The 22,413-nt window shown below is 38.8% G+C and carries 18 protein-coding genes; 2 read left to right on the top strand and 16 right to left on the bottom strand.

Annotated features, from left to right (window positions below; translation table 11 throughout):
- Positions 1 to 95: 95 nt before the first annotated feature.
- On the bottom strand, positions 96 to 662 hold the full coding sequence (locus ACQKNZ_RS18350) for a thioredoxin family protein (RefSeq protein WP_427661093.1): 567 nt from the start codon (positions 660 to 662) through the stop codon (positions 96 to 98).
- 124 nt (positions 663 to 786) lie between these two features.
- On the opposite strand from ACQKNZ_RS18350, the gene ACQKNZ_RS18355 reads away from it, so the two are divergent.
- Positions 787 to 2,103, top strand: a complete 1,317-nt coding sequence (locus tag ACQKNZ_RS18355; RefSeq protein ID WP_427661095.1) for a TrkH family potassium uptake protein — start codon at positions 787 to 789, stop codon at positions 2,101 to 2,103.
- 158 nt (positions 2,104 to 2,261) lie between these two features.
- On the opposite strand, the gene ACQKNZ_RS18360 is transcribed toward ACQKNZ_RS18355, so the two are convergent.
- Positions 2,262 to 2,891, bottom strand: coding sequence for a Type 1 glutamine amidotransferase-like domain-containing protein (locus tag ACQKNZ_RS18360; RefSeq protein ID WP_427661097.1), 630 nt, complete (start codon positions 2,889 to 2,891; stop codon positions 2,262 to 2,264).
- A 210-nt stretch (positions 2,892 to 3,101) separates the two neighbouring features.
- On the opposite strand from ACQKNZ_RS18360, the gene ACQKNZ_RS18365 reads away from it, so the two are divergent.
- Positions 3,102 to 3,569 carry a hypothetical protein gene (locus tag ACQKNZ_RS18365; RefSeq protein ID WP_427661099.1) on the top strand — a complete coding sequence of 156 codons (468 nt, stop codon included), beginning with the start codon at positions 3,102 to 3,104 and terminating at the stop codon, positions 3,567 to 3,569.
- Positions 3,570 to 4,297: 728 nt separating this feature from the next.
- Here the strand turns inward: ACQKNZ_RS18365 and gatB are convergent.
- The 14 genes from gatB to purM all read right to left on the bottom strand — a co-directional run bounded on the left by gatB (position 4,298) and on the right by purM (position 22,402).
- Positions 4,298 to 5,728 (bottom strand): Asp-tRNA(Asn)/Glu-tRNA(Gln) amidotransferase subunit GatB, encoded by a 1,431-nt coding sequence (gene gatB / locus ACQKNZ_RS18370; protein WP_144541632.1) that lies wholly within the window; start codon positions 5,726 to 5,728, stop codon positions 4,298 to 4,300.
- Positions 5,728 to 7,194 (bottom strand): Asp-tRNA(Asn)/Glu-tRNA(Gln) amidotransferase subunit GatA, encoded by a 1,467-nt coding sequence (gene gatA / locus ACQKNZ_RS18375; RefSeq protein WP_144541630.1) that lies wholly within the window; start codon positions 7,192 to 7,194, stop codon positions 5,728 to 5,730. The genes gatB and gatA overlap by 1 nt, the downstream gene beginning before the upstream one ends.
- A gap of 22 nt (positions 7,195 to 7,216) precedes the next feature.
- A complete protein-coding gene (gene gatC / locus ACQKNZ_RS18380; RefSeq protein ID WP_427661102.1) occupies positions 7,217 to 7,507 on the bottom strand; it encodes an Asp-tRNA(Asn)/Glu-tRNA(Gln) amidotransferase subunit GatC in 291 nt (96 codons plus the stop codon).
- 81 nt (positions 7,508 to 7,588) lie between these two features.
- Positions 7,589 to 8,725, bottom strand: coding sequence for a CamS family sex pheromone protein (locus ACQKNZ_RS18385; RefSeq protein ID WP_144541626.1), 1,137 nt, complete (start codon positions 8,723 to 8,725; stop codon positions 7,589 to 7,591).
- Between the two features lie 14 nt (positions 8,726 to 8,739).
- A complete protein-coding gene (ligA, locus tag ACQKNZ_RS18390) occupies positions 8,740 to 10,740 on the bottom strand; it encodes an NAD-dependent DNA ligase LigA (protein WP_151112730.1) in 2,001 nt (666 codons plus the stop codon).
- A gap of 22 nt (positions 10,741 to 10,762) precedes the next feature.
- A complete protein-coding gene (pcrA, locus tag ACQKNZ_RS18395) occupies positions 10,763 to 12,991 on the bottom strand; it encodes a DNA helicase PcrA (protein ID WP_151112728.1) in 2,229 nt (742 codons plus the stop codon).
- 67 nt (positions 12,992 to 13,058) lie between these two features.
- The gene (locus tag ACQKNZ_RS18400; RefSeq protein WP_342577491.1) at positions 13,059 to 13,739 is read right to left on the bottom strand and encodes a heptaprenylglyceryl phosphate synthase; all 681 of its coding nucleotides are present in this window, start codon (positions 13,737 to 13,739) and stop codon (positions 13,059 to 13,061) included.
- Between the two features lie 348 nt (positions 13,740 to 14,087).
- Complete coding sequence (locus tag ACQKNZ_RS18405) at positions 14,088 to 14,408, bottom strand: YerC/YecD family TrpR-related protein (RefSeq protein ID WP_144541618.1); 321 nt, start codon at positions 14,406 to 14,408, stop codon at positions 14,088 to 14,090.
- A gap of 25 nt (positions 14,409 to 14,433) precedes the next feature.
- Complete coding sequence (locus ACQKNZ_RS18410; protein ID WP_427661106.1) at positions 14,434 to 15,492, bottom strand: DUF3048 domain-containing protein; 1,059 nt, start codon at positions 15,490 to 15,492, stop codon at positions 14,434 to 14,436.
- A 14-nt stretch (positions 15,493 to 15,506) separates the two neighbouring features.
- Entirely contained in the window at positions 15,507 to 17,237 is a 1,731-nt protein-coding gene (locus ACQKNZ_RS18415; RefSeq protein ID WP_144541614.1) for an adenine deaminase C-terminal domain-containing protein, read from the bottom strand.
- A 462-nt stretch (positions 17,238 to 17,699) separates the two neighbouring features.
- Positions 17,700 to 18,959 (bottom strand): phosphoribosylamine--glycine ligase, encoded by a 1,260-nt coding sequence (gene purD, locus ACQKNZ_RS18420; RefSeq protein ID WP_427661108.1) that lies wholly within the window; start codon positions 18,957 to 18,959, stop codon positions 17,700 to 17,702.
- A gap of 17 nt (positions 18,960 to 18,976) precedes the next feature.
- Positions 18,977 to 20,512: a bifunctional phosphoribosylaminoimidazolecarboxamide formyltransferase/IMP cyclohydrolase gene (purH, locus tag ACQKNZ_RS18425; protein WP_340863749.1), complete on the bottom strand. Its 1,536-nt coding sequence runs from the start codon at positions 20,510 to 20,512 to the stop codon at positions 18,977 to 18,979.
- Positions 20,513 to 20,777: 265 nt separating this feature from the next.
- On the bottom strand, positions 20,778 to 21,347 hold the full coding sequence (gene purN / locus ACQKNZ_RS18430; RefSeq protein ID WP_427661110.1) for a phosphoribosylglycinamide formyltransferase: 570 nt from the start codon (positions 21,345 to 21,347) through the stop codon (positions 20,778 to 20,780).
- A complete protein-coding gene (gene purM / locus ACQKNZ_RS18435; protein WP_427661112.1) occupies positions 21,347 to 22,402 on the bottom strand; it encodes a phosphoribosylformylglycinamidine cyclo-ligase in 1,056 nt (351 codons plus the stop codon). The genes purN and purM overlap by 1 nt, the downstream gene beginning before the upstream one ends.
- Positions 22,403 to 22,413 lie beyond the last annotated feature (11 nt).

The raw sequence follows: 22,413 nt of genomic DNA on the forward strand, positions 1-22,413 counted from the left end.
AATTTCTTAATTATAAAGACTATATTTATTCACAATAAGTTCCTAACGTACGAAAGAGCCGACTATAGCCGACTCCCATAAAAAACAATGCTCGATTATTTATTTTGAAGAATTGGCAGCCAATGACTACGAATATCTTCGTATACGGCTAAATGGAATTCATTGTTAGTCATAAACTCATGAGTCATTTGCTCATAAAACTTCTTTTGCGTTTCTTCAAAAGCAGGATCTTCCTTATCTGGAAATTTCGCTCTACCGTCCATTACAAATTTTTGAACGACCTCTGCACGCGGTCCCCACTTAGAAATTACTTCCCCTTTGTCATTGAGCAATAAATAAACAGGAATAGAACGTCCACCATTCGTTAAATATTGATCCATAAGCTCTAAATTTTCATCGCGGTATACAGCACGGGTTTCTAGACCTGCTGCTTCTGAAACTTTACGAATAATCGCATTATTCATCATAGCATCTCCACACCAGTCTTCAGTTATAGCTAGTATATGCGGTTTTTTTGTTTTTAATATCTCAATAAATTCATCATCTGCTGGGACTTCAAATTGGTCATAAATACTAAAGGATTCCTCTTTTTTCGTTGTCATATCATTCATATATTGCTCCAACGTTTTAGCTTCTTCAAAGTAATGCTGTTCTGTTTTCAATGAAAAATCCCCCTTTTTCTTTAGTATACTTCGTTTAACAACTTGTTTCAAACAAGTTGTTGACAGCCGATCTTAATAGGATTAAAGTAATTATTATTTTATATCCATTAAAAGGAAGTGCCACATGGGAAAGAAGCTCTCTTTTTCACCGCCAGTTCTTATTGCTGGTAGTTTTGCTTGTTTAATATTTATCGGAACAATTATGATAAAGCTGCCTATAGCGACGACAACGTATATCTCATGGGTAGACGCTCTCTTTTTGGTAACTTCTGCTACCACTGTTACAGGTCTTAGCGTTTTTGATCCTGGTAGTACTCTTACGCTTTTCGGGGAAATAGTTTTACTTATTTTGATACAATGTGGAGGTATCGGTTTAATGACATTTGCTGTCGCTATACTTATTCTTCTCCGAAAGAAAATTGGTCTACAGCAAAGAATTTATTTGCAGGAATCCTTTAACCAGCCCTCTATCGGAGGTATCGTCAAGCTAGTTAAACATATTCTCCTGTTTGTTGTTTGTATCGAGTCTGTGGCTATTATTCTTTTAACGATCCATTGGATTCCGAAGTATGGCTTCGTCGATGCAATCTATTATAGCTTTTTTCATGTAATTTCCGCCTTTAATAACGCAGGCTTCTCTTTGTTTTCAGATAACCTAATGGACTTTACAAACGACCCTATAGTAGTGTTACTTATCACGAGCCTTATAATCATTGGAGGTATTGGGTTTGTAGTAGTAATTGATGTATTACGTAAAAATAGCTTTCGAGTATGGTCACTCCATACTAAGCTGATGATTATAGGGACACTATGTATAAATACTTTTGCAACTCTAGTTCTATTAATCTTAGAATTTAATAATAACGATACAATCGGTGAAATGAGTTTACTAGAGAAGATTATGACTTCTTATTTTAATGCAGTAACTCCGAGAACTGCCGGCTTTAATATGGTCGATTATGGCCTAATGGAGGACCCTTCTCTATTATTTACAATGCTTTTGATGTTCATTGGTGCAGGTAGTGCCTCCACTGCTTCCGGCATTAAGCTAACGACCTTTATTGTCATTATAGCTGCAACCATCGCATTTTTCCGTCAACAGGAGGAGCCTGTGCTGTTTAAAAGGTCCATATCCAGAGAGATTATTATCCGTTCTCTTGTTATTTGTACCGTAAGCTTGGCAACAGTATTTATATTTGCTTTTGCATTAACCATAACGGAGCGCTTACCTTTACTTCCATTACTATTCGAAGTTTTCTCAGCTTTTGGAACGGTCGGAATCACAATGGGTGTCACCTCACAGCTATCAAATATAGGAGAAATCCTAATTTGTATATTGATGTTCTTAGGAAGGATTGGACCACTGACTTTATTCTTCATTTTGACTAAACCAAAAAAGGTAAAATATAAATTTCCAAATGATCAGGTATTTACTGGGTGAGGAAAGCTAATGGCCCCTGTCAGATAGCAGGGGTTTTTCTATATTGGTATTTTGGAATCTGTCGGTTTAGGGCAAATAATCTTTTCGCTTTACTGATATGCGACCTAACCAGCACTTTTTTCTTCACACAAAAAAACTGCCCTAGAAGACAGTTTCTCTTAAACAATGCTTTTATTCGAATTCTCAAAGGTAATGATATTATTTACTCTTGTGTCTATGTTTCCATCCTTATAAAAGATAGCACTACCATCTGGAAGAGCATAGATGGTTCTCCCTTTAGATAGAGTCAATAGCTCATTATCTGATTCTGGACGATAATGGACTTCTACACTAAAATCCACTAACCCTAATCCTTGTAATACTATTGTGTCAGGGTAGTCTTCATCCTTTGTCAGTATGCAGTCAGTACAAAAAGCTAATGCACCTGCGCTATAGCCAATCATCAATCCTGGAAAGCTACTAATAGTTCCAGTCAGCTCTTTATCCAAGATAACCTGAAGCAATCTCTCGGGTTGTCCTCCTATAAAATAAAGAACGTCGTACGCTTGAATCATCGCCACCATTTTTTCTTTTGATAACTCTTCATGCAATAAACCAAGTGTCACGTTAGGAATGCGAGCAAAAGCCTGTCTCATGCTTTCCATCCAGCTATCATATCTAGATTCGTCTGTTGCAAATGGTATAATCAAAACTTTTGCATTAGGATTAATTTTACACTCCAATTCTTCCAAAACATCATTAAGTTCACACTTTAAAACATGTCCACCACCAATAAAACAAAGCTCCATCCTCATCACCCTATCCCTCATAATTATCTCTCATCATAGCACCTTTTGTTAGTAAATTAAATGTAAATTAGTTCTCCTCTATCTTTAAGGAATTTGAAAAATGGCTTTCCCTAAATATTATCGTAAATGGATATTTAAGTTAAAATATAAAAGAAAGAATTATTTTGGACAATAGAAATAAAAATTGCTAATCAATATAGGGGGATACTAATGCGTAGTATTATTATCATTTTATTAGGTTTTGGACTAGTGTTAACCGGTTGCTCAAATGAAGAAAGTGTTACAGAAGTCAGAGCTTATATGGCAGAAGATATACCTTTGGAAGATGGATCAGGTAGAGTAACTATTGCCTTTGAGCAAATAATCGATGACAGTTCTATTGAAGACGGAATTATTGATGTAATTGTATTAGCAAAGGGATTAAAACCAACTGCAAACTATGAAATTTCACTTGAAGGAGATAATAGCGAAGGAGTTGTTTTTGGACCTAAAGAAAATGTAGAGTTACGATTTGGAACAATGGTTGGAGGAACTTTATTTCAACCTAATGAGCAAGGAGAACTATATGTTTCCATGAAAAACCCCTTAAGAATTATAAATGGCAAAGAAGTGCGAGTTTATGTCTCAGAAAATGGAAAAGAAGTTTTGAGCTCTCAACTTTTTGTGGTGTCAAAATAGAAATAAGCATTAGTGTGAAAACATTGGGGAATTCTTGTTGAAGTAACGTTTGCTTTATTAATAAAGACAAAAATAAGCTTATAAATAATACTCAACTTTTGATTGTAGCGACAGGTGGCGACTCCTGCGGGAGCAGGGAGACAGATAAGACATCCCATACGACGCGCATGCGGCGGGGATGGCTTAGCGCTCCCCCCGCGGAAAGCGTCCGTCTAAAGCGGAAATCTACTATTTAATTGTTCTAGCTTTATGTAGTTAAATAGTTTTGTCCTATACGACTTCCCATTTATACATAACCGCTGATTGTAGCGGCAGACGGCGACTCCTGCGGGAGCGGGGAGACAGATAAGACATCCCATACGACGCGCATGCGACGGGGATGGCTTAGCGCTCCCCCCGCGGAAAGCGTCCGTCTAAAGCGGAAATCTACTATTTAATTGTTCAAGCTTTATGTAGTTGGGTGAGTGTTGTCTATACGACTTCCCCATTTTTATACATAACCGCTGATTGTAGCGGCAGACGGCGACTCCTGCGGGAGCAGGGAGACAGATAAGACATCCCATACGACGCGCATGCGGCGGGGATGGCTTAGCGCTCCCCCCGCGGAAAGCGTCCGTCTAAAGCGGAAATCAACCATATATTATTGGCGTTTTTTTAACAAATTATATCTATAATTACTTATACTATACACAAAAAAGATGACCCCTTTAAGGAGTCATCTTCTTTTATTATCTTTTCACAATTTCTTCATTTAGGATTTTATTAACAAGAGGCGGGTTAGCTTGGCCTTTTGTTGCTTTCATAATTTGTCCTACTAAGAAACCAATTGCACGGTCTTTCCCGTTTTTAAAGTCTTCAATGGATTGTGGGTTAGCATCTAATGTAGCTGTAACAATTTCACGAAGAGCGCCTTCATCTGAAATTTGTACTAAGCCTTTAGCTTTTACTACTTCAGCAGCGTCTCCGCCATTATCCGCCAGCTCTTTAAATACTTTCTTCGCAATTTTAGATGAAATTGTTCCATCTGAGATTAGCTTAATCATGCCAGCAAGATTAGAAGGAGTAAGCTTGATATCCTTCAATTCTTTTTGGTCGGCATTTAAGTAAGCAGATACCTCACCCATTAACCAGTTAGAAGCTAGCTTTGCATCTGCTCCTAGGGCAATAGTTTCCTCAAAGAAATCAGACATTTCTTTTGTTAAAGTAAGCACCATTGCATCATATGCAGGTAAGCCTAAATCTTCAATGTAACGTGCTTTACGAGCATCTGGAAGCTCAGGAATTTCAGAGCGAACTCTTTCTCTCCAAGCATCATCGATGACAATTTGTACTAAATCTGGCTCTGGGAAGTAACGGTAATCATCCGCGCCTTCTTTGACACGCATTAAAATTGTTTTACCAGTTGATTCGTCATAACGGCGAGTTTCTTGTGGAATAACTCCACCTGATAAAAGAACCTCAGCTTGTCGAACTTGTTCATGCTCAAGACCACGACGTACAAAGTTAAAGGAGTTTAAGTTTTTAAGCTCTGTTTTCGTACCGAATTTTTCTTGACCATATGGACGTAAGGAAATGTTCGCATCACAACGAAGTGATCCTTCTTCCATTTTACAGTCAGAAACTCCAGTGTATTGAATGATGGATTTAATCTTTTCTAGATAAGCATAAGCTTCTTCCGGCGTACGAATATCTGGCTCTGATACGATCTCAATCAAAGGAGTACCTTGTCGGTTAAAGTCTACAAGAGAGTATCCATTGCTTGTATGTGTAAGCTTACCAGCATCCTCTTCTAGGTGAAGACGAGTGATACCGATACGTTTCTTTTCGCCGCCTACTTCAATCTCTACCCAACCATTTTCACCGATCGGCTTGTCAAATTGAGAAATTTGGTAAGCCTTCGGATTATCAGGATAGAAATAGTTTTTACGGTCGAACTTCGTAATAGGTGCAATATCCATATTAAGCGCAAGAGCGGCTCTCATTCCCCACTCTACTGCTGTTTTATTTACTACAGGTAATACCCCTGGATAACCAAGATCAATTACATGTGTGTTTGTATTTGGTTCTGCTCCAAAGTGAGCTGGTGCTGGTGAGAACATTTTAGAATCAGTTTTTAACTCTACATGAATCTCTAGTCCAATAATCGTTTCAAAATTCATTATTTTGCTCCCTCCCATATTTGCGGAGTTTGTTTATGGAAGCTTGTTGCTTGCTCATAAGCATGTGCCACACGATAAATTGTTGCTTCATCGAAGTATTTACCGATAATTTGTAAACCAAGTGGAAGACCGTCTGCAAATCCACATGGGATAGAGATTCCCGGTACACCTGCAAGGTTAACTGGAATTGTTAAAATATCGTTTGCATACATCGTTAATGGATCTTTTACATTTTCACCAATTTTGAAAGCTGGTGTTGGTGTAGTAGGCCCGATGATTACATCATATTTTTCAAACACATTGTCAAAATCTTGCTTGATCAATGTACGTACTTGCTGTGCTTTTCTATAATAAGCATCATAAGAACCAGCACTTAGCGAGTATGTTCCAAGCATAATTCTTCGTTTAACCTCGTCACCAAAGCCTTGTGCACGCGTTTCTTTATATAGTTCCATCAAGTTTTCTACGTTGTCTGCACGGAAGCCATAACGAATGCCATCGAAGCGAGCCAAGTTAGATGAGGCTTCAGATGATGATAATAAGTAATAAGCTGCTAGTGCGTATTTAGAGTGTGGTAAGGATACTTCTTCCCATGTTGCTCCAAGAGATTCTAAAACCTTTAGTGCGTCAAGTACAGACTGTTTGGAAGCTTCTCCAACACCTTGTCCTAAATACTCTTTAGGTACAGCAATACGGAGTCCTTTAATATCACCTGTTAATGATTTAGTAAAGCTTGGTACGTCTACATTTGCAGAAGTAGAATCGTTTGCATCTAAGCCTGAAATAGCCTCTAGTAAGAAGGCATTGTCCGCTACATTACGAGTAACAGGTCCAATTTGGTCTAGAGAAGAAGCAAATGCTACTAATCCAAAACGTGAAACGCGACCATATGTAGGTTTCATCCCAACTACTCCACAGAAAGAAGCAGGCTGACGAATAGAACCACCAGTATCAGAACCTAATGAAAAAGGAACCTCACCAGCTGCAACTGCTGCAGCAGAGCCGCCTGACGAACCACCAGGTACATGATTTAAGTTCCATGGGTTACGTGTGTTTTTATAGGCAGAGTTTTCATTAGAAGAACCCATAGCGAATTCATCCATATTTAGCTTACCAATAGTAATTAGACCTGCATCACGCAATTTATGTACAACAGTTGCATCATAAATAGGGTTAAAGCCTTCTAAAATTTTGCTGGCACATGTTGTTTCAATGCCTTCAGTTACAATATTGTCCTTAACTCCGATTGGCAATCCGAAAAGGGGGCCTCTTTCCTCGAAAGGAACTTGATCCATTTCTTTTGCTTGAGCAGTAGCTTGCTCTTCATTTAATGCTAGAAAAGCTTGAACTTCTCCGTCTACTTTATCAATTCTTTTATAGGATTCAGCAGTTAGCTCTTGAATAGATACTTCTTTCTTTTTGATAAGATCTTGAAGCTCTGCTGCTGAATGTTTGAATAATGTCATCAGATGCCCTCCTTACTTTTTCTTATTCTATAATAGTTGGTACTTTAACTTGTCCTGCTTCTTCTTCTTTTACGTTTTTCATCATTTTTTCACGCTCTAATCCAGGTACAGATTTGTCATCACGAAGAACATTCACTAATGGTAATACGTGAGTAGTTGGAGCGACATCAGTAGTGTCTAACTCATTAAGCTCGTCCGCAAATTTTGTAATTGCAGCTAGTTGATCTGCAAACATTTCTGCCTCTTCTTCTGTAATTGCAAGTCTAGCTAAATGTGCAACATGCTTTACTTCTTCTTTTGAAATATTCGCCAATTTTTACACCTCCGAATTCAATAACCATAACAACAATCATATCATTTTTCGCACTAGTTGAACAGAGTACGATTGGTTTCATTACTGGTTATAAATATGAACAAATGCGTCCTCTTTTCCAGCTTCTTTTACTAATAATGCCTCAGCCCCATCTAGAGAGGTCACTTGAATTTCTACACTCATCTCGGCAGGGAAATGGTTTTTCATTAATACAGCGAGTTGCTGGGTAAAGCCTATTACCTCTGCAGTGCCGTAAAATTGTATAGGTATTTCAATCGTAAGCTTTTGAAGCTGTTGATCTCTAAAGTAGCCTCTTCCGATAACGCTAGTATAGTTTGAGAAGTATATTCCTACATCTTGCTTAAAGTTGCTGAATATTGTGTTTAAGTCACGATATTTTTTTTCGGCATCAGTGGATGGGAACATAATATACTCTTCATCGACTGGCTTCCAATCTGATAAATTAGCTCCTTTTGATGCTACACTATATTGGAAGTAGGAGCCTGGTACTATAGCATTGCGGCTATTTTGTTCAAATAACCCTACAACAATAGGTACTTCCTCTAATCCTTCTATTTGTCTCATACGATTGACAATTTCAGCTGCAATTCTTTCACCGTTTTTCTTAATCTGTTCCTGTGTTAGAGGTTGTTCAAACGTTGCTCCATATTGTTCTTTTTGATAGTAGTATATAGAGTTTAACGAAACTCCTACTGAGACTCCAGCCAGCCTTGCCTTTTTATCAACTACTTCTAGATAGTTTTGCTCCACAATATGAGTCACATAAACGGGAGCCTTTAATGCTTTCTCTTCTCCAGTAAGCCCCTCATCACTTGGATTTAACCCATCCTTTGTTTGACTGTTTCTTGCCAGCCAGGAGGATATTGTTTTTTTATCTAAATATTGTCCCTCTTGGAATAAATACTTGTCTGGAGAAAACTCTGTTTGAGAAATTCTAAAGAGGCCTAATTCGACTTCTTTCATATCATATTTCGTATAAAGATTGGAGACAACCAAGCCCCTGCTAGCGCTCTCCTTATATGGAAAAAGAGTGCGGTAATATGTTTCATCTAGCTGGAGACTTGGAATAATAACAGTCTCACCTTCTTCTTCCTCCGTATTTTGTATAACTTCCGTTTTATCTTTTTGATTAGGAGTACATCCAGTTACGATTAGCAATAAAATCAATATAGACATACCTAAATATTTTTTTGCCATGCTTAGAACTCCTTTTATTCCTCTAAATTATTGAGCAGCTTTTGCTCATCCCATACTTCAATACCTAGGCTAATAGCTTTTTCAAGCTTAGATCCGGCATCTTCACCTGCAATGACTAAATCCGTTTTTTTACTGACACTTCCAGCTACATTGCCACCTAATGATTCAATTTTTTCCTTTGCATCGGGGCGTGTCAGCTGTGTTAGTTTACCAGTTAAAACTACTGTTTTGCCTGCAAAAGGACTGTTTTCCATTGTCGAAGCATCAATAATTTTACCTGTGTACTTCATATCAAGGCCAGATTCTTTTAAGCGACCAATCAGTTGCTGAACCTCTTCTTGCTCAAAATAAGTTACTAGAGAATCAGCCATCTTTTCTCCAATTTCATGTATAGCAGTTATTTCTTCTCTAGATGCCTGCATGAGCGCATCGAAGTTGTGGAATTTCTCTGATAGAATTTTGGCAGCCTTTTCACCAATATGACGGATCCCTAAACCAAATAACACTCTTTCCATAGAATTAGATTTGGAAGCACTTATCGCTTCTACCAAATTCGTAGCAGATTTCAATCCCATTCGCTCTAGCTTGACTAAATCATCTACAGTCAGCTTATATAAATCGGAGATGTCTTGGACAAGTTTCTCTCTGTACAGCTGTTCTACTACCTTCCCACCTAGCCCTTCAATATTCATCGCATTACGAGAGGCAAAATGGTAAATTCCCTCACGAATTTGAGCTGGACATTGCGGATTGACACATCTTAGTGCAACCTCTTCCTCTATTCGTATTAACTCACTTTCACAGACAGGACAATGAGTCGGCATTTCATAAGGAGGTAAGTCTTCTTTTCTTTCTTGTAGGATGACTTCTACGACCTCTGGAATAATGTCACCAGCTTTTCGTATAATAACGCGGTCTCCAATACGAATATCCTTTTCACGGATTAAATCCTCGTTGTGTAAAGAAGCTCTTTGCACGGTAGTACCCGCTACCTGAGCAGGTTCTAATAATGCGGTCGGGGTCACAACACCGGTTCGTCCTACTGTTAGGTCGATACCAATAATAGTTGTCACTACTTCCTCTGCCGGAAATTTATAGGCTATGGCAAAGCGGGGACTCTTTGCTGTAAATCCAAGCTCCTCCTGCTGAGAATAATTGTTCACCTTAATAACTATTCCATCTATTTCATAAGGAATATCATTTCTTTTTGTCGTCCATTCCTCTATAAATGCCATAACCTCTTCTATTGAGCGACATTCTCGAGTTTCGTTATTAGTAGGTAAGCCTACCTCTTTCATAAATTTCAAGGCTTCTGAGTGGGTATCGATATTAAACTCTTCCCCATCTCCCCCCATTCCATAGATGAACATTGAAAGATTCCTACTTGCAGCCATTTTAGGGTCTAGCTGTCGCAAAGATCCAGCTGCAGCATTTCTTGGATTGGCAAATAGTTCCTCGCCTTTCTCAGCTCGTTGTTCATTTAGCTTAAGGAAGGATGACTTAGGCATATACGCCTCTCCCCTAGCCTCTAGGGTTACATTTTCCTTTAGTCGCAAAGGGACTGCACGAATGGTTTTAATATTGCTTGTAATATCCTCACCTGTAGTTCCATCTCCACGAGTTGCACCACGCACTAGTCGGCCATCCTCATATAGAAGCGAAACTGCCAACCCGTCTATTTTCAGTTCGCATACATAGACAGGGGTCTCATCAATAATATTTCGAATACGCTTGTCAAAGTCTCTAATATCCTCTTCATTGAATGCGTTGGACAGACTTAGCATTGGATTAGCATGGGTAACTTTCTTAAACCCTTCACTTACCGTTGAGCCTACTCGTTGAGTAGGAGAATCTGGGAAGATTAAATCAGGATTTTCCTCCTCTAAAGCGATTAACTCATGTAAGAATTGATCGTAAACTGCATCAGGAACGGTGGGCTTATCTAACACATAATAAGCATATCCATATTCATGCAATATTTTGTGCAGCTCTTTCACTCTTTCTAATTTATCCATGAACTTTCCTCCGCTAAGAAAATTATACTTTTTCGATTGGTGCAAATTTAGCCAGTAGTCGTTTTATACCCGTTGGACTAGGGAAAGCGATATCTAACTCTGTATTCTCACCTTCGCCACGAACGCTTACTACCATACCTTCTCCCCATTTTTTATGAGAAGCCTTGTCGCCAACCTGCCAGCCTAAACGCTCACCACCAGTGGACTGGTATGCTGGTCTTGAAACAGCAGCTCTTGGTACTGGTGCAATTACCTTCGTATCTCTGCTTTTGTTTTTACGGATATCTCGAGACCATCCAACAACCTCAATAATCTCATCCGATATTTCCGAGATAAAGCGAGAAGGGCTGTTAAAGCTACCTCGCCCAAATATTGTACGAGATTGTGCACAAGTGATATAAAGTCTTTCCTCTGCTCGGGTAATTCCAACATAAGCTAAACGACGCTCTTCCTCCATCTCATCATCGTCTCCGATTGAGCGAGCATGAGGGAAAATATTCTCTTCCATTCCAATGATGAATACTACCGGGAACTCCAAGCCTTTAGCAGCATGCATCGTCATTAGGATAATGTTCCCCTGTGACATGTCCTCATCTTCGTCCAGTTTGTCGATATCTGAAACTAACGCTAAATCTGTTAAGAATGCAACAAGTGACTTATCGTCACTATTTTCTTCGAATGCTTTCGTAACAGATAAAAACTCTTCGATATTCTCTAATCGACTTTCTGCTTCAATCGTTTTCTCGTTTTTAAGCATAGTTTTATAACCAGTTTTCTCTAACACCTGCTCCACGATTTCAGTTACTGATAGGAACTCCTGCATTTGTGTCAGGTTTTGAATAAGTCCATGGAACTTAACGACCGAGTTTACAGCTCTAGCTGGTAATCCTATAAAATCTACTTCGTTTAACGCATCTAATATAGAGCGATCCTGTTCAATAGCGTATCTCGCAATACGATCAAAGGAAGTAGCTCCTATATTTCTCTTCGGCTCATTAATGATTCGTGCAAGTGACAAGTCATCGTCATTATTGGCGATCAAGCGAAGATAAGCTAATAAGTCTTTAATCTCTTTTCGATCATAGAACTTAGTACCGCCAACTATTGTATAGGCCATATTCGATTTTACAAGCACTTCCTCCATAACACGTGATTGTGCGTTCGTGCGATATAAGATGGCAAAATCGTTTAACGTCCTATTTTCGGTTTCAATCAGCTCTTGAACTTTTTGTACTACATACTGGGCTTCCTGTTGTTCATCATTGGCGCGGAATAGTTCAATTTTTTCGCCCTCAAGATTTTCTGTGCGTAACACTTTAGGGTAACGACTTTGGTTATTACCAATGACGTCATTTGCAGCCTTCAAGATTCGTTGGGAGGAACGATAATTTTGCTCCAGCATAATCACTTTTGCATTCGGATAATCCTTTTCAAAGGAAAGGATATTTTGAATATCCGCTCCACGCCAGCGATAGATGGACTGATCCGAGTCGCCTACAACACAAATATTTTTAAATTTCTTAGCAAGCATTTGAACCAGCTCGTATTGCGCTTTGTTCGTATCTTGATATTCATCTACATGGATGTACTGAAATTTATTTTGATAAAATTCCAAAACATCTGGTACGCGCTTAAATAACGTTAGAGTAGTCATGATTAAATCATCAAAGTCTAAGGATTGGTTTTTTCTAAGGCGTTTTTCATAACCCTCGTAAACCTTTGCAACCGTCTTTTCAAAAGGATTAGATTCATTCATTTGTGATTTATAAGTATCCGAATCGATACATATATTTTTGGCGCTGCTTATCGCATTCAGCATAGAACGAGGATCGTATTGCTTAGTATCAATATTTAGCTCTTTTAAAATACCTTTAATAACCGTTAGCTGATCGGAAGTATCTAAAATAGAGAAACTTTTAGAATAACCAATTCGATCAATATCTCTTCTTAGAATTCGCACACACATTGAGTGGAAAGTGGAAACCCACATTCTCTCTCCAGTGCCCTCTCCTAAAATAGTATTTATACGTTCGCGCATTTCACGTGCCGCTTTGTTTGTAAACGTTATGGCCAAAATTTTAGAAGGGTATACTTCCTTTTCTACTATCAAGTAAGCAATACGATGGGTGAGCACTCTTGTCTTACCTGATCCTGCCCCAGCCATGATTAGTAATGGACCCTCGGTTGCTTTGACTGCCTCTTCTTGCTCTTTATTCATCCCGTTTAATAGGTTTTTTGCTATAAGTTCCATACTACACTTCCTCTACAAGAACATTTGTTCCTTATATTATACCTTTGGCTATGCATTTACTCAATTATCATTTAACAGCATTCACAGTTTTTAATGCTTCGTTTAAATTATCATATACTTGGTTTCCGACAATAATGGTATCTGCATAGGCTGCCATTTCACGAGCCTGTGCCTCTGTTTTAATGCCCCCGCCATAAAAAAGCTGAGTCTGTTTCAAGCCTGATTTTACCTTTGCCACGGTCTGAACTTCTCCGTACATTCCACTGTATTCCATGTAGAAAATAGGGAATTTAAACATATGCTCCACCATTTGTGCATAGGCAATTATATCATCGATTGAATTGACTGGCTCTGCATGTGTCAGCTCTGCAGCCTTACAATCAGGATTTAAAATACAATAACCTTCTGGGATTATTTCTTCCCAATTCATAACCTCACCAAATTCCTTTGTTGCCTTATGATGCAGATCCTTCACCCATTTGGTGTCAGTGCTATTTAGAACACTAGGAATAAAATAAAAGTCAAACCCAGGTGTAATGCTGTCAATTGTAGAAACTTCCAATGCCACAGGAACTGCGTATCTCCGAATTCTCATTAAAAGATCTATCACATTATCTAAGGTCACCCCATCAGAGCCCCCAATAATAATAGCATCGGTTCCCGACTCACAAACCTTCTCCAACGCATCAGCAGCAATTTCTTTGGCAGGGTCTAGCTTAAATATATGTCGCCATTCTTTATAATCCATTTTTTCACCTACATATAATTGTTTATTAACATTAACCCATTATAACAAAAAACCGAACAGACATCGCTGTTCAGCCCATAATGATTCTAAATTTGTAATAAATAATATCTAATTGGTCCCTTCAATATTTTTCTAATAATTACGCAGCATATAGGTGTTAGCTTTAAATCGTTTTTTTACACTAACTTAGAGATTCCCTCATAAACAAAACTAGCTGTCACAAAAGGATGCCGGTTAACTATTATAAAGTTTTAAAAAAGCTAAAGGCAAGAATAACTGTTTTACCAGCATTCTTGCCCTTTCATATTAAATAGCAATAAAGGCTTTATGTACGTTTCCTTTTCACTACTACTCTTTTCTATTTATTACAGGTGCTTCGTCTGGATAGAGTCTGCCTAACATTTCATCGTATGCATCGTTTCCATAATCATATGCACGTCTCACTCGTGAAATAGTAGCTGTGCTTGCTCCAGTTTCTTTTTTTATAGATTCATAAGTTTTTTTGAGGCGAAGCAAATGTGCTACTTCAAATCGTTGAGCAAGCGACTGAATCTCGCTAATTGTGCATAGATCATCAAAGAAGCGATAGCATTCATCTATATCCTTCAATTCTAAAATAGCATTAAATAATTGGTCTGTTTGTTTACCTTTAATTTTATCAATCTGCATATAGTTCATTCCTTTCATCGTTTACTTATGGCAAATACTTTACCATGCTTTCTATCCCTGGATTAGTAGGAACAATGCTAATCCAAGTTTTGCCTTGCACCAGTTTGACCGGTATGCCATTTTCCATCGGAACTAATATTCCGTCTACGTTTTTCCACTCTATCTCCTTCATAATACCAGCTTGGAAAAGATATGCTTTTCCTCCATCAGCTAAGGATAGCTTCTGACGACCAGAATTATCAATGGTTTTATGTGGTATTTCCATAAATATTAGATTAGCAAGCTTCACTGGAGTTTGCTTTTCTTTGTCAATTGTCAAAATACCTGCAGATTTTCTTTCGTAAATACCTTGCTCTTGCACATAATTATATTCATTCTCAAAGCTTGTTCCAGAACCATAACGAACGCTAACATTAGAAGCTGGGCTACCTAGTTTTGCTCCTTCAGCCGTTTCGTAAAATGAAAAAGTAGGGATTTTATTTATTTCCATAGAAGCTCCTACTCGATCTGCCCCTGCAAAAATATTTTCACTAGAAATATAGGAATTATGGGGTGCCTTTCTTTCACTAGAGCGCTTAAAGAGTATCCCATCATATTGCATACCATTTATATTATCTACTACTCTTGCATTTAACATTTTTTGAGCGTCAGGACTATAGCCGTGAGCTACATAAAATGCATCTAATCCTTTAGCTATCTCCACAAAGTAATCTCTCGCACTTCGAACTGGTCCTATATTATCAGGGACCTCACTTTGGAAAACCGCCAAAAAGCGGGTTACATTCCCTTCTGCCATAACTTCATAAATCATATCCGCCTGAGAAATTCCGGATTGTGGGCGAGCTTGCGGATGATTATTAATCGTTACCATGAAAGGTCTTTGTTTAAGCTCCACTTCAGAGCCTATACCTGTAAAAGGAGCAACAAATGGAAGAGGAACTGGCTCCTCTTCTATCACTTCCTCTACGACATCTTCTATGTCTTCTCCTGTGTCTTCAGCGACAGCTTCTTCAATGCCAGCATCTTTTGAACAACCTGCTAGCAACAAGCAAACAACAGCAATGATTCCCCATTTTTTGAACACGTTCTCGAATCCTCCTACCTCATAACTGCTGGAAATAGTACTTTTTTCTTCATTACATCGAATATCCCTTTTTGTGTTATTCGGACATAAGGTAAATGAGTGGACTGTAAAAACAGCAGTGTATATATAGCATCCCCATGCTTAAAGCCTCTAGCAGCTAGTTCTCTTTTTAGTTCTACCTCTTCTTCTATAAGTGCTTCCATCGGTTTATCAGAGAGTCCTCCTCCTATTGGAAGACTAATAGAACAAACAACTTGTTCATTTTCTACAATGACAATTCCGCCATTCATCTTCTTCATTTCGTTAAAGGCTTGAAGCATGCTTTCCTTATTCTTTCCAACTAACAATATATCCCCCGTGTTGGAATAAGAGGAAGCAAAGCCCATAAGCTTATTCGCAAATCCCTTTATCAAGGTTGATACCTTCCATTTACCATTTCTGTCTATAAGCAACAGGAAGCTTTCATCGTGGTTTGTAGATAGCTCATTGTCAGTAGTATCTACGCTTACAGAATAAGGCTTTGTAATAACATCATTTACCATCTCTATTCCAAACGGCATAGAGAATTGAAAATCACTATCAGTAAGATCAAAGTCAAGTTTAAATTGCGGCATTCCTGACCAATTAACTGGATCTAATGCTCTAACTTTTTCACTATTCTTCCTTAACCAAACACCCTTTGACAAAACACTTATTGGCACTGGGTTTTGCTCGTCCTCTAGGAAGTTGAGTGTAGCAAAGCGACCACTAGCAATTACACCGTGTAAATTCGATAAGTTATAATATTTTGCTACATTGAAGGATGCCATTAAATAAGCGTCTATCGGGTCAACTCCAGCATCTAAAGCAACTTGAATACATTTATCCATTACACCGTCCGTATGGAAGGAAGGTGTAGAACCATCTGTAGTCATCATTAAATGGTCAAAAATGTGAAGATCTTTTTCTAAAATGTCCTTCAAGAGATTTGGCAGATCAGGGCGAATAGAAGAATGCCTTAAAGTTACGGCATAGCCATGAAGAATTCTTCTTTCAACCTCTTCAATCGTCATCGATTCATGATCTCCATCTGCTCCTAGTAAACGCATTCTGGCAAGCGTCTTTTCTGAGGCTCCTGGAAAATGACCTTCAATTTTCATTCCATTTGTCTTTGCCTGTTGGAGCCAATAAAGCATTTGGTCATCACCAGACAATAATCTTGGCCAACCTGTCAGCTCTCCTCCCATAATAACATCTGGACGATTAATCCATTCTCCCACTGTTTTAGAGGTGAATAGTTGCTCTTCATTTTCTAATTCTGTTTGAGAATCAAATCGAGACCACCAGTAAAAAGAGAAAGGCAACTTTTTAAGCTCGTCCATAATTGAAAACGCTTTCTTATTTTCCAACATTAGGAAAAGGATTAAATTATCTGAAATAAACGCTGTTGTTCCTAACTGCGCAGCAAAATCTGCAAACGTTTGTGGATTATATAATTGAAAAGGGTGAACATGAGGTTCTATATAGCCTGGTACAATTTTTTGTCCAGCAGCATCGTATACTTCTGTCTGATCCGTAATAAGCGGCATATCAGTACCCGAATAAACAATTCGATCTTTTACGATCCAAATATTTCCGTTAATCCATTTTTTAAGATGACTATGTAAGTAGGTAGCATTGGTTATTAATATGTCTGGTGCTTTCGTTCCGTTCACCACTTCTATTTGATGCCTTATATGCTCGATCTTCCATATTGGATAATGCATGATTCCTTCTCCTTCCTGTAAGTCTTTTATTTAAATAATAGTAGCACAGTACTTTAGTAAAGCAAAGCACTGAAATGTATTTTTTGTAAATTCTGATACATGAATAGGTCTATTGTCATTAATAATTAATCAACCAATTTAAAGGTATATCCCCTTATAGTTTATGAAGATGTTTATATCACACTTTAAAATTTACTTCACGAATAAAAATACTCGATACTATATAATAGTTATATTTGAAAAAAATATGATAAGAAAAGTGCAAGCGTCTAAGCCTTCAACAAATTGAGGTTGATTTCCGCTTTAGACGTACGTTTTCCGCGGGGGAGCAATAAGCCATCTGTCTCCCTGCTCCCGCTGGAGTCGACGTCTGTCGCTTCAATTAATAAGTTTTGTAAAAAGACATATGCTTCCTATCTTAAAAAAGAATGTCCGTAATGTTACCGGACATTCTTTTTGTGGTCATTTAAATGTACGCCAGCCAATATCAGTTCGATAGAATAAGTCATTCCATTCTAGACTAGAAAGACCTTCGTATACTTTATCTTGCGCAGCTTTTAATGAGGTCTCTTTTGCTGCTACTAAAATTACGCGACCCCCATTTGAAACAAAGTCTTCATCCTGTTTCTTCGTGCCTGCATGAAAAATATGCAAGCCTTTTTCAAATAAAGAATCTAAGTTAGGTAGTTTTGCACCTTTGATTGGATTTTCTGGGTAACCATTAGCAGCAATCACTACACCTAACATTGCTTCATCAGACCAAAACAAATCAAATGGCTTTTCATCCATCAATGATTTCATGAACTGCCCAAAGTCGCTTTTCATTCTAGGGAGAACTACTTGGGTTTCTGGATCACCAAAACGGGCATTGAATTCAATGACTTTTGGTCCTTCCTTAGTAAGGATTAAACCAGCATATAATATACCTGTGAATGATGTGCCTTCAGCAGTCATTGCTTGAACTGTTGGCACCACGATAGTTTCGTAAGCAGTATCCACCACTGCCTGAGAAATTTGTGGAACTGGGGAATACGCTCCCATACCTCCAGTGTTCGGACCTTTATCGTCATCGAAAGCACGTTTATGGTCTTGAGCAATAACCATTGGATAAATTGCCCCTTTGTGAACAAAGGACATAAATGAAAATTCTTCTCCATCTAAAAACTCTTCAATAACAACACGCGAAGAAGATTCTCCAAACAATTGGTTACCAATCATGTCTTCTACTGCAGAATTTGCCTCTGCAACCGTCATGGCAACTACAACACCTTTGCCAGCAGCAAGTCCATCCGCTTTTATAACAATTGGAGCCCCAAGCCTTTCAATATATTCTTTAGCTTTGTCTACCTCTGTAAAGGTTTCATAAGCAGCAGTCGGAATACCATATTTGTCCATTAATTCTTTAGCAAAGGTTTTACTTCCTTCAATTTGTGCAGCAGCCTTCGTTGGTCCAAAAATGCGTAAGCCTTGTTCCTCAAAGAAATCTACAATTCCTTCTGCAAGGGGTTGCTCTGGTCCGACAAACGTCAAATCTATTTCATTATCCTTTGCAAACTTGGCTAATTCTTTAAATGCAAGGGCCTCTATTGGAACGATTTGAGCTTCCTTTGCCATTCCGGCATTTCCAGGTGCTACAAACACTTTTTGCACAGACGGAGATAAATGAAACTGCTTAGCAATTGCATGCTCTCTCCCTCCGCTACCAATAACAAGAATATTCATGAATGAGGAAGCCTCCTTTAGTGTTTAAAATGACGTACACCTGTAAATACCATAGCAATTCCATATTCATTTGCTTTATCGATGGAATCTTGGTCCTTTACAGATCCTCCAGTTTGGATAATTGCTGTAATTCCAGCTTTTGCAGCAGTCTCCACCGTATCATTCATAGGGAAGAAAGCATCTGATGCAAGGCTTGCTCCTTTTGCAAGGCCTCCTGCTTGTTCAAGTGCAATTTTTGCAGATCCAACACGATTCATTTGACCTGCACCTACACCAACTGTCATGTCCTCAGTCGCTACCACGATTGCGTTAGATTTCACATGCTTCACAACGTTCCAACCTAATGTCATCGATTTCCATTCTTCCTCTGTTGGTTCACGGTCCGTAACAACCTTTATATTTGCATCTTTTAATCCAAATGTATCAGGAGATTGTATTAATAATCCGCCCTCTACCGATACAGTATTCCATTTGTCTTTTTTAGTTTGTTCATAAGAAATGGTCAATAGACGAATATTTTTCTTTGCTGTAAGCATTGCAATAGCTTCCTCAGAGAAGGACGGAGCTATGATAATTTCTAAGAAAATTCCTGCCAATGTTTTAGCAGTAGCTGAATCCACTTCACGGTTTAAAGCTACAATTCCTCCGAAAATAGATGTAGAATCTGCTTCGTAGGCTTTTTGGAATGCCTCAGAGATTGATTTTCCTGTACCAACTCCACACGGATTCATATGCTTCACCGCTACAGCAGCTGGCAAGTCAAACTCTTTAACAATTTGAATAGCAGCATTGGCATCTTGGATATTATTATAAGAAAGCTCCTTTCCATGTAATTGCTTAGCCGATGCAATGGAGAAATCTGAGCCAAGTGGTCGTTTATAGAAAGCAGCCTGTTGATGAGGATTTTCTCCGTAACGTAACGCTTGTTTACGCTCATATGTAAGTGTTAATAGCTCTGGGAAATCTTCCCCTGCAAGATTTGTCATATAATCTGCGATTAACGCGTCATATGCAGCAGTATGACGGAACACTTTAGCAGCAAGTCTACGACGTGTTTCAATAGTAGTTTCTCCGTTTTCTTTTAGCTGGCTTAATACTTCATCATAGTCCGCAGCATCGGTAACCACTGTTACGTATTGATGATTCTTTGCTGCCGAACGGAGCATAGATGGCCCACCAATATCGATGTTTTCAATCGCATCCTCAAATGCTACGTCAGGCTTTGATATAGTTTCTCGGAAAGGATAAAGATTTACACAAACGATTTGAATCGGTGTGATTTTATGTTCCTCCAACTGAGCTTGGTGAGAAGGATCATCATGTTTTGCTAATAATCCACCGTGAATCATAGGATTTAATGTTTTTACTCGACCATCCAAAATCTCTGGAAAGTTTGTCACTTGGTCAACAGAAGTAATGGCAACACCATTTTGTTCTAAAAATGATTTAGTACCACCAGTTGATAAAATTTCGTAACCAAGCTGTTCCAGCTCTTTTGCAAACTCAAGAATTCCTGATTTATCTGATACACTGATTAATGCACGTTTTGACACAATAATTCCTCCTAATTTATCGAAAAATCAATATTACTCATTAATACGAAAAGTGCAGCCTATGTCCGCACCTACTTAATAGCGTGCGGAAAAATCACAAACGACGATTTAGCGTCGGGATGGCTTATCGCTCACCCCGAGGAAAGCCTCCGCCTATAGCAAAAACCAACATACTTTATTTTATGACTTACTTTTTTGAAAGTACGAGCTGATACTACCTTGACAATGTGAATATTCGTGGCAGGCAGTGTCTTATCTTCTTCCGTTAACTCCATAGCTGTTGTAAGGTCTTCACGTATAATTCATGCTCCACTGCATGGATTCTTTCCTCTGTCTTCTCTCGATCCTCCGCTACAACGTCTACTGCATATTGAGATAGTATTGGTCCGGTATCCATACCTGCATCTACCAAATGTACTGTAACTCCAGTAACCTTTACTCCATGCTCCAATGCTTGACCAATAGCATCCTTTCCAGGAAATGCAGGGAGTAAGGATGGATGAATATTAATAATACGATTTGGAAATGCATCCAACAATATATTGCCAACTAATCTCATATATCCAGCAAGCACTAGCCATTCGACCTGCAGTTCTTGTAGCTTGTTTAAAATCTCCTGCTCATAGGCGTCTTTTGAAGAAAAGCTAGTCGGCTTTAAAACAAGTGTTTCTACTCCTACTGCCTCTGCACGTTTTACAACGTAAGCGTCTTGTTTATTAGTTACAACTAATACAGGTTCACCTATTAACCTACCTGTCCGTACAGCATCATAGATTGCTTGAAAATTAGAGCCGCTTCCAGAAGCAAAGACGGCAAATCTTGGTCCTGTATTCATTACACTAAGCTCCCGTCATGTGTTCCGTTGAATAGAACACCTTCACCTTTCACCACACGGCCGATTGTATATGCCTTTTCTCCATGAGACTCAGCTATAGCAATCGCCTTCTCCGCCTCTTCTTGAGACAATGCTAGTACAAAACCAATTCCCATATTAAATACATTGTAAAGATCCTTATCCGTGAGCTGACCTTTTTCCTTTAAAAATTGGAATATCGGAAGCACTTCCCATGAGCCAAGATCAATTTCCACCGCTAAAGCCTCTGGCATCATACGTGGAAGGTTTTCATAGAACCCTCCGCCAGTTACATGTGCCATTCCGTGAATGTTTAAATTTTGATGCATCTCCATTACTGGTTTCGCGTAGATCTTAGTAGGAGTTAATAGAGCCTTGCCTATTTCTCCAAGCTCCTCGAAGCCTTCTACTACTGTATCCGTCTCGTATCCTTGTTCTTCAAATACTATTTTACGCACAAGGGAATATCCATTAGAGTGAACTCCACTAGAGGCAATACCGACTAAAACGTCCCCTTCAGCTATCTTTTCACCCGTAACAATTTTAGACTTCTCACATGCTCCAACAGCAAATCCCGCTAGATCATATTCGTCTTCTTCGTATAGACCTGGCATTTCTGCCGTTTCTCCACCGATTAAAGCCGCTCCTGACTGAACACAGCCATCTGCAACGCCCTTCACAATTTGTTCGATGCGAGCTGGCACTGCCTTACCTACTGCCACATAATCTAAGAAAAATAAAGGTTCTGCACCCTGAGCGACAATATCATTTACACACATTGCCACACAATCAATCCCGATTGTGTCATGAGTGTCAGTCATAAAGGCTAGCTTGAGCTTCGTCCCAACTCCATCTGTCCCAGAGATCAAAACTGGTTCTTTATAATTCAAGGAAGATAAGTCAAACATTCCCCCAAAGCCACCAAAAGTACCCATGATTCCTTTTCTAGCTGTGCGTTCGACATGTGATTTCATGCGCTCAACTGCTTCATAGCCAGCTTCAATATTTACACCAGCTTTTTCATATGCTTTTGACATTTATAATCCTC

The organism is Psychrobacillus sp. NPDC093200, from assembly GCF_050280345.1.
In the GTDB taxonomy this organism is placed as follows: Bacteria; Bacillota; Bacilli; order Bacillales_A; family Planococcaceae; genus Psychrobacillus; species Psychrobacillus faecigallinarum.

Coding starts and splice junctions, on each gene's coding strand:
- ACQKNZ_RS18355 (WP_427661095.1), top strand. CDS start 787: ATGGGAAAGAAGCTCTCTTTTTCACCGCCAGTTCTTATTGCTGGTAGT.
- ACQKNZ_RS18360 (WP_427661097.1), bottom strand. CDS start 2,891: ATGGAGCTTTGTTTTATTGGTGGTGGACATGTTTTAAAGTGTGAACTT.
- ACQKNZ_RS18365 (WP_427661099.1), top strand. CDS start 3,102: ATGCGTAGTATTATTATCATTTTATTAGGTTTTGGACTAGTGTTAACC.
- gatB (WP_144541632.1), bottom strand. CDS start 5,728: ATGAATTTTGAAACGATTATTGGACTAGAGATTCATGTAGAGTTAAAA.
- gatA (WP_144541630.1), bottom strand. CDS start 7,194: ATGACATTATTCAAACATTCAGCAGCAGAGCTTCAAGATCTTATCAAA.
- ACQKNZ_RS18385 (WP_144541626.1), bottom strand. CDS start 8,725: ATGGCAAAAAAATATTTAGGTATGTCTATATTGATTTTATTGCTAATC.
- ligA (WP_151112730.1), bottom strand. CDS start 10,740: ATGGATAAATTAGAAAGAGTGAAAGAGCTGCACAAAATATTGCATGAA.
- pcrA (WP_151112728.1), bottom strand. CDS start 12,991: ATGGAACTTATAGCAAAAAACCTATTAAACGGGATGAATAAAGAGCAA.
- ACQKNZ_RS18400 (WP_342577491.1), bottom strand. CDS start 13,739: ATGGATTATAAAGAATGGCGACATATATTTAAGCTAGACCCTGCCAAA.
- ACQKNZ_RS18405 (WP_144541618.1), bottom strand. CDS start 14,408: ATGCAGATTGATAAAATTAAAGGTAAACAAACAGACCAATTATTTAAT.
- ACQKNZ_RS18415 (WP_144541614.1), bottom strand. CDS start 17,237: ATGCATTATCCAATATGGAAGATCGAGCATATAAGGCATCAAATAGAA.
- purD (WP_427661108.1), bottom strand. CDS start 18,959: ATGAATATTCTTGTTATTGGTAGCGGAGGGAGAGAGCATGCAATTGCT.
- purN (WP_427661110.1), bottom strand. CDS start 21,347: ATGAATACAGGACCAAGATTTGCCGTCTTTGCTTCTGGAAGCGGCTCT.
- purM (WP_427661112.1), bottom strand. CDS start 22,402: ATGTCAAAAGCATATGAAAAAGCTGGTGTAAATATTGAAGCTGGCTAT.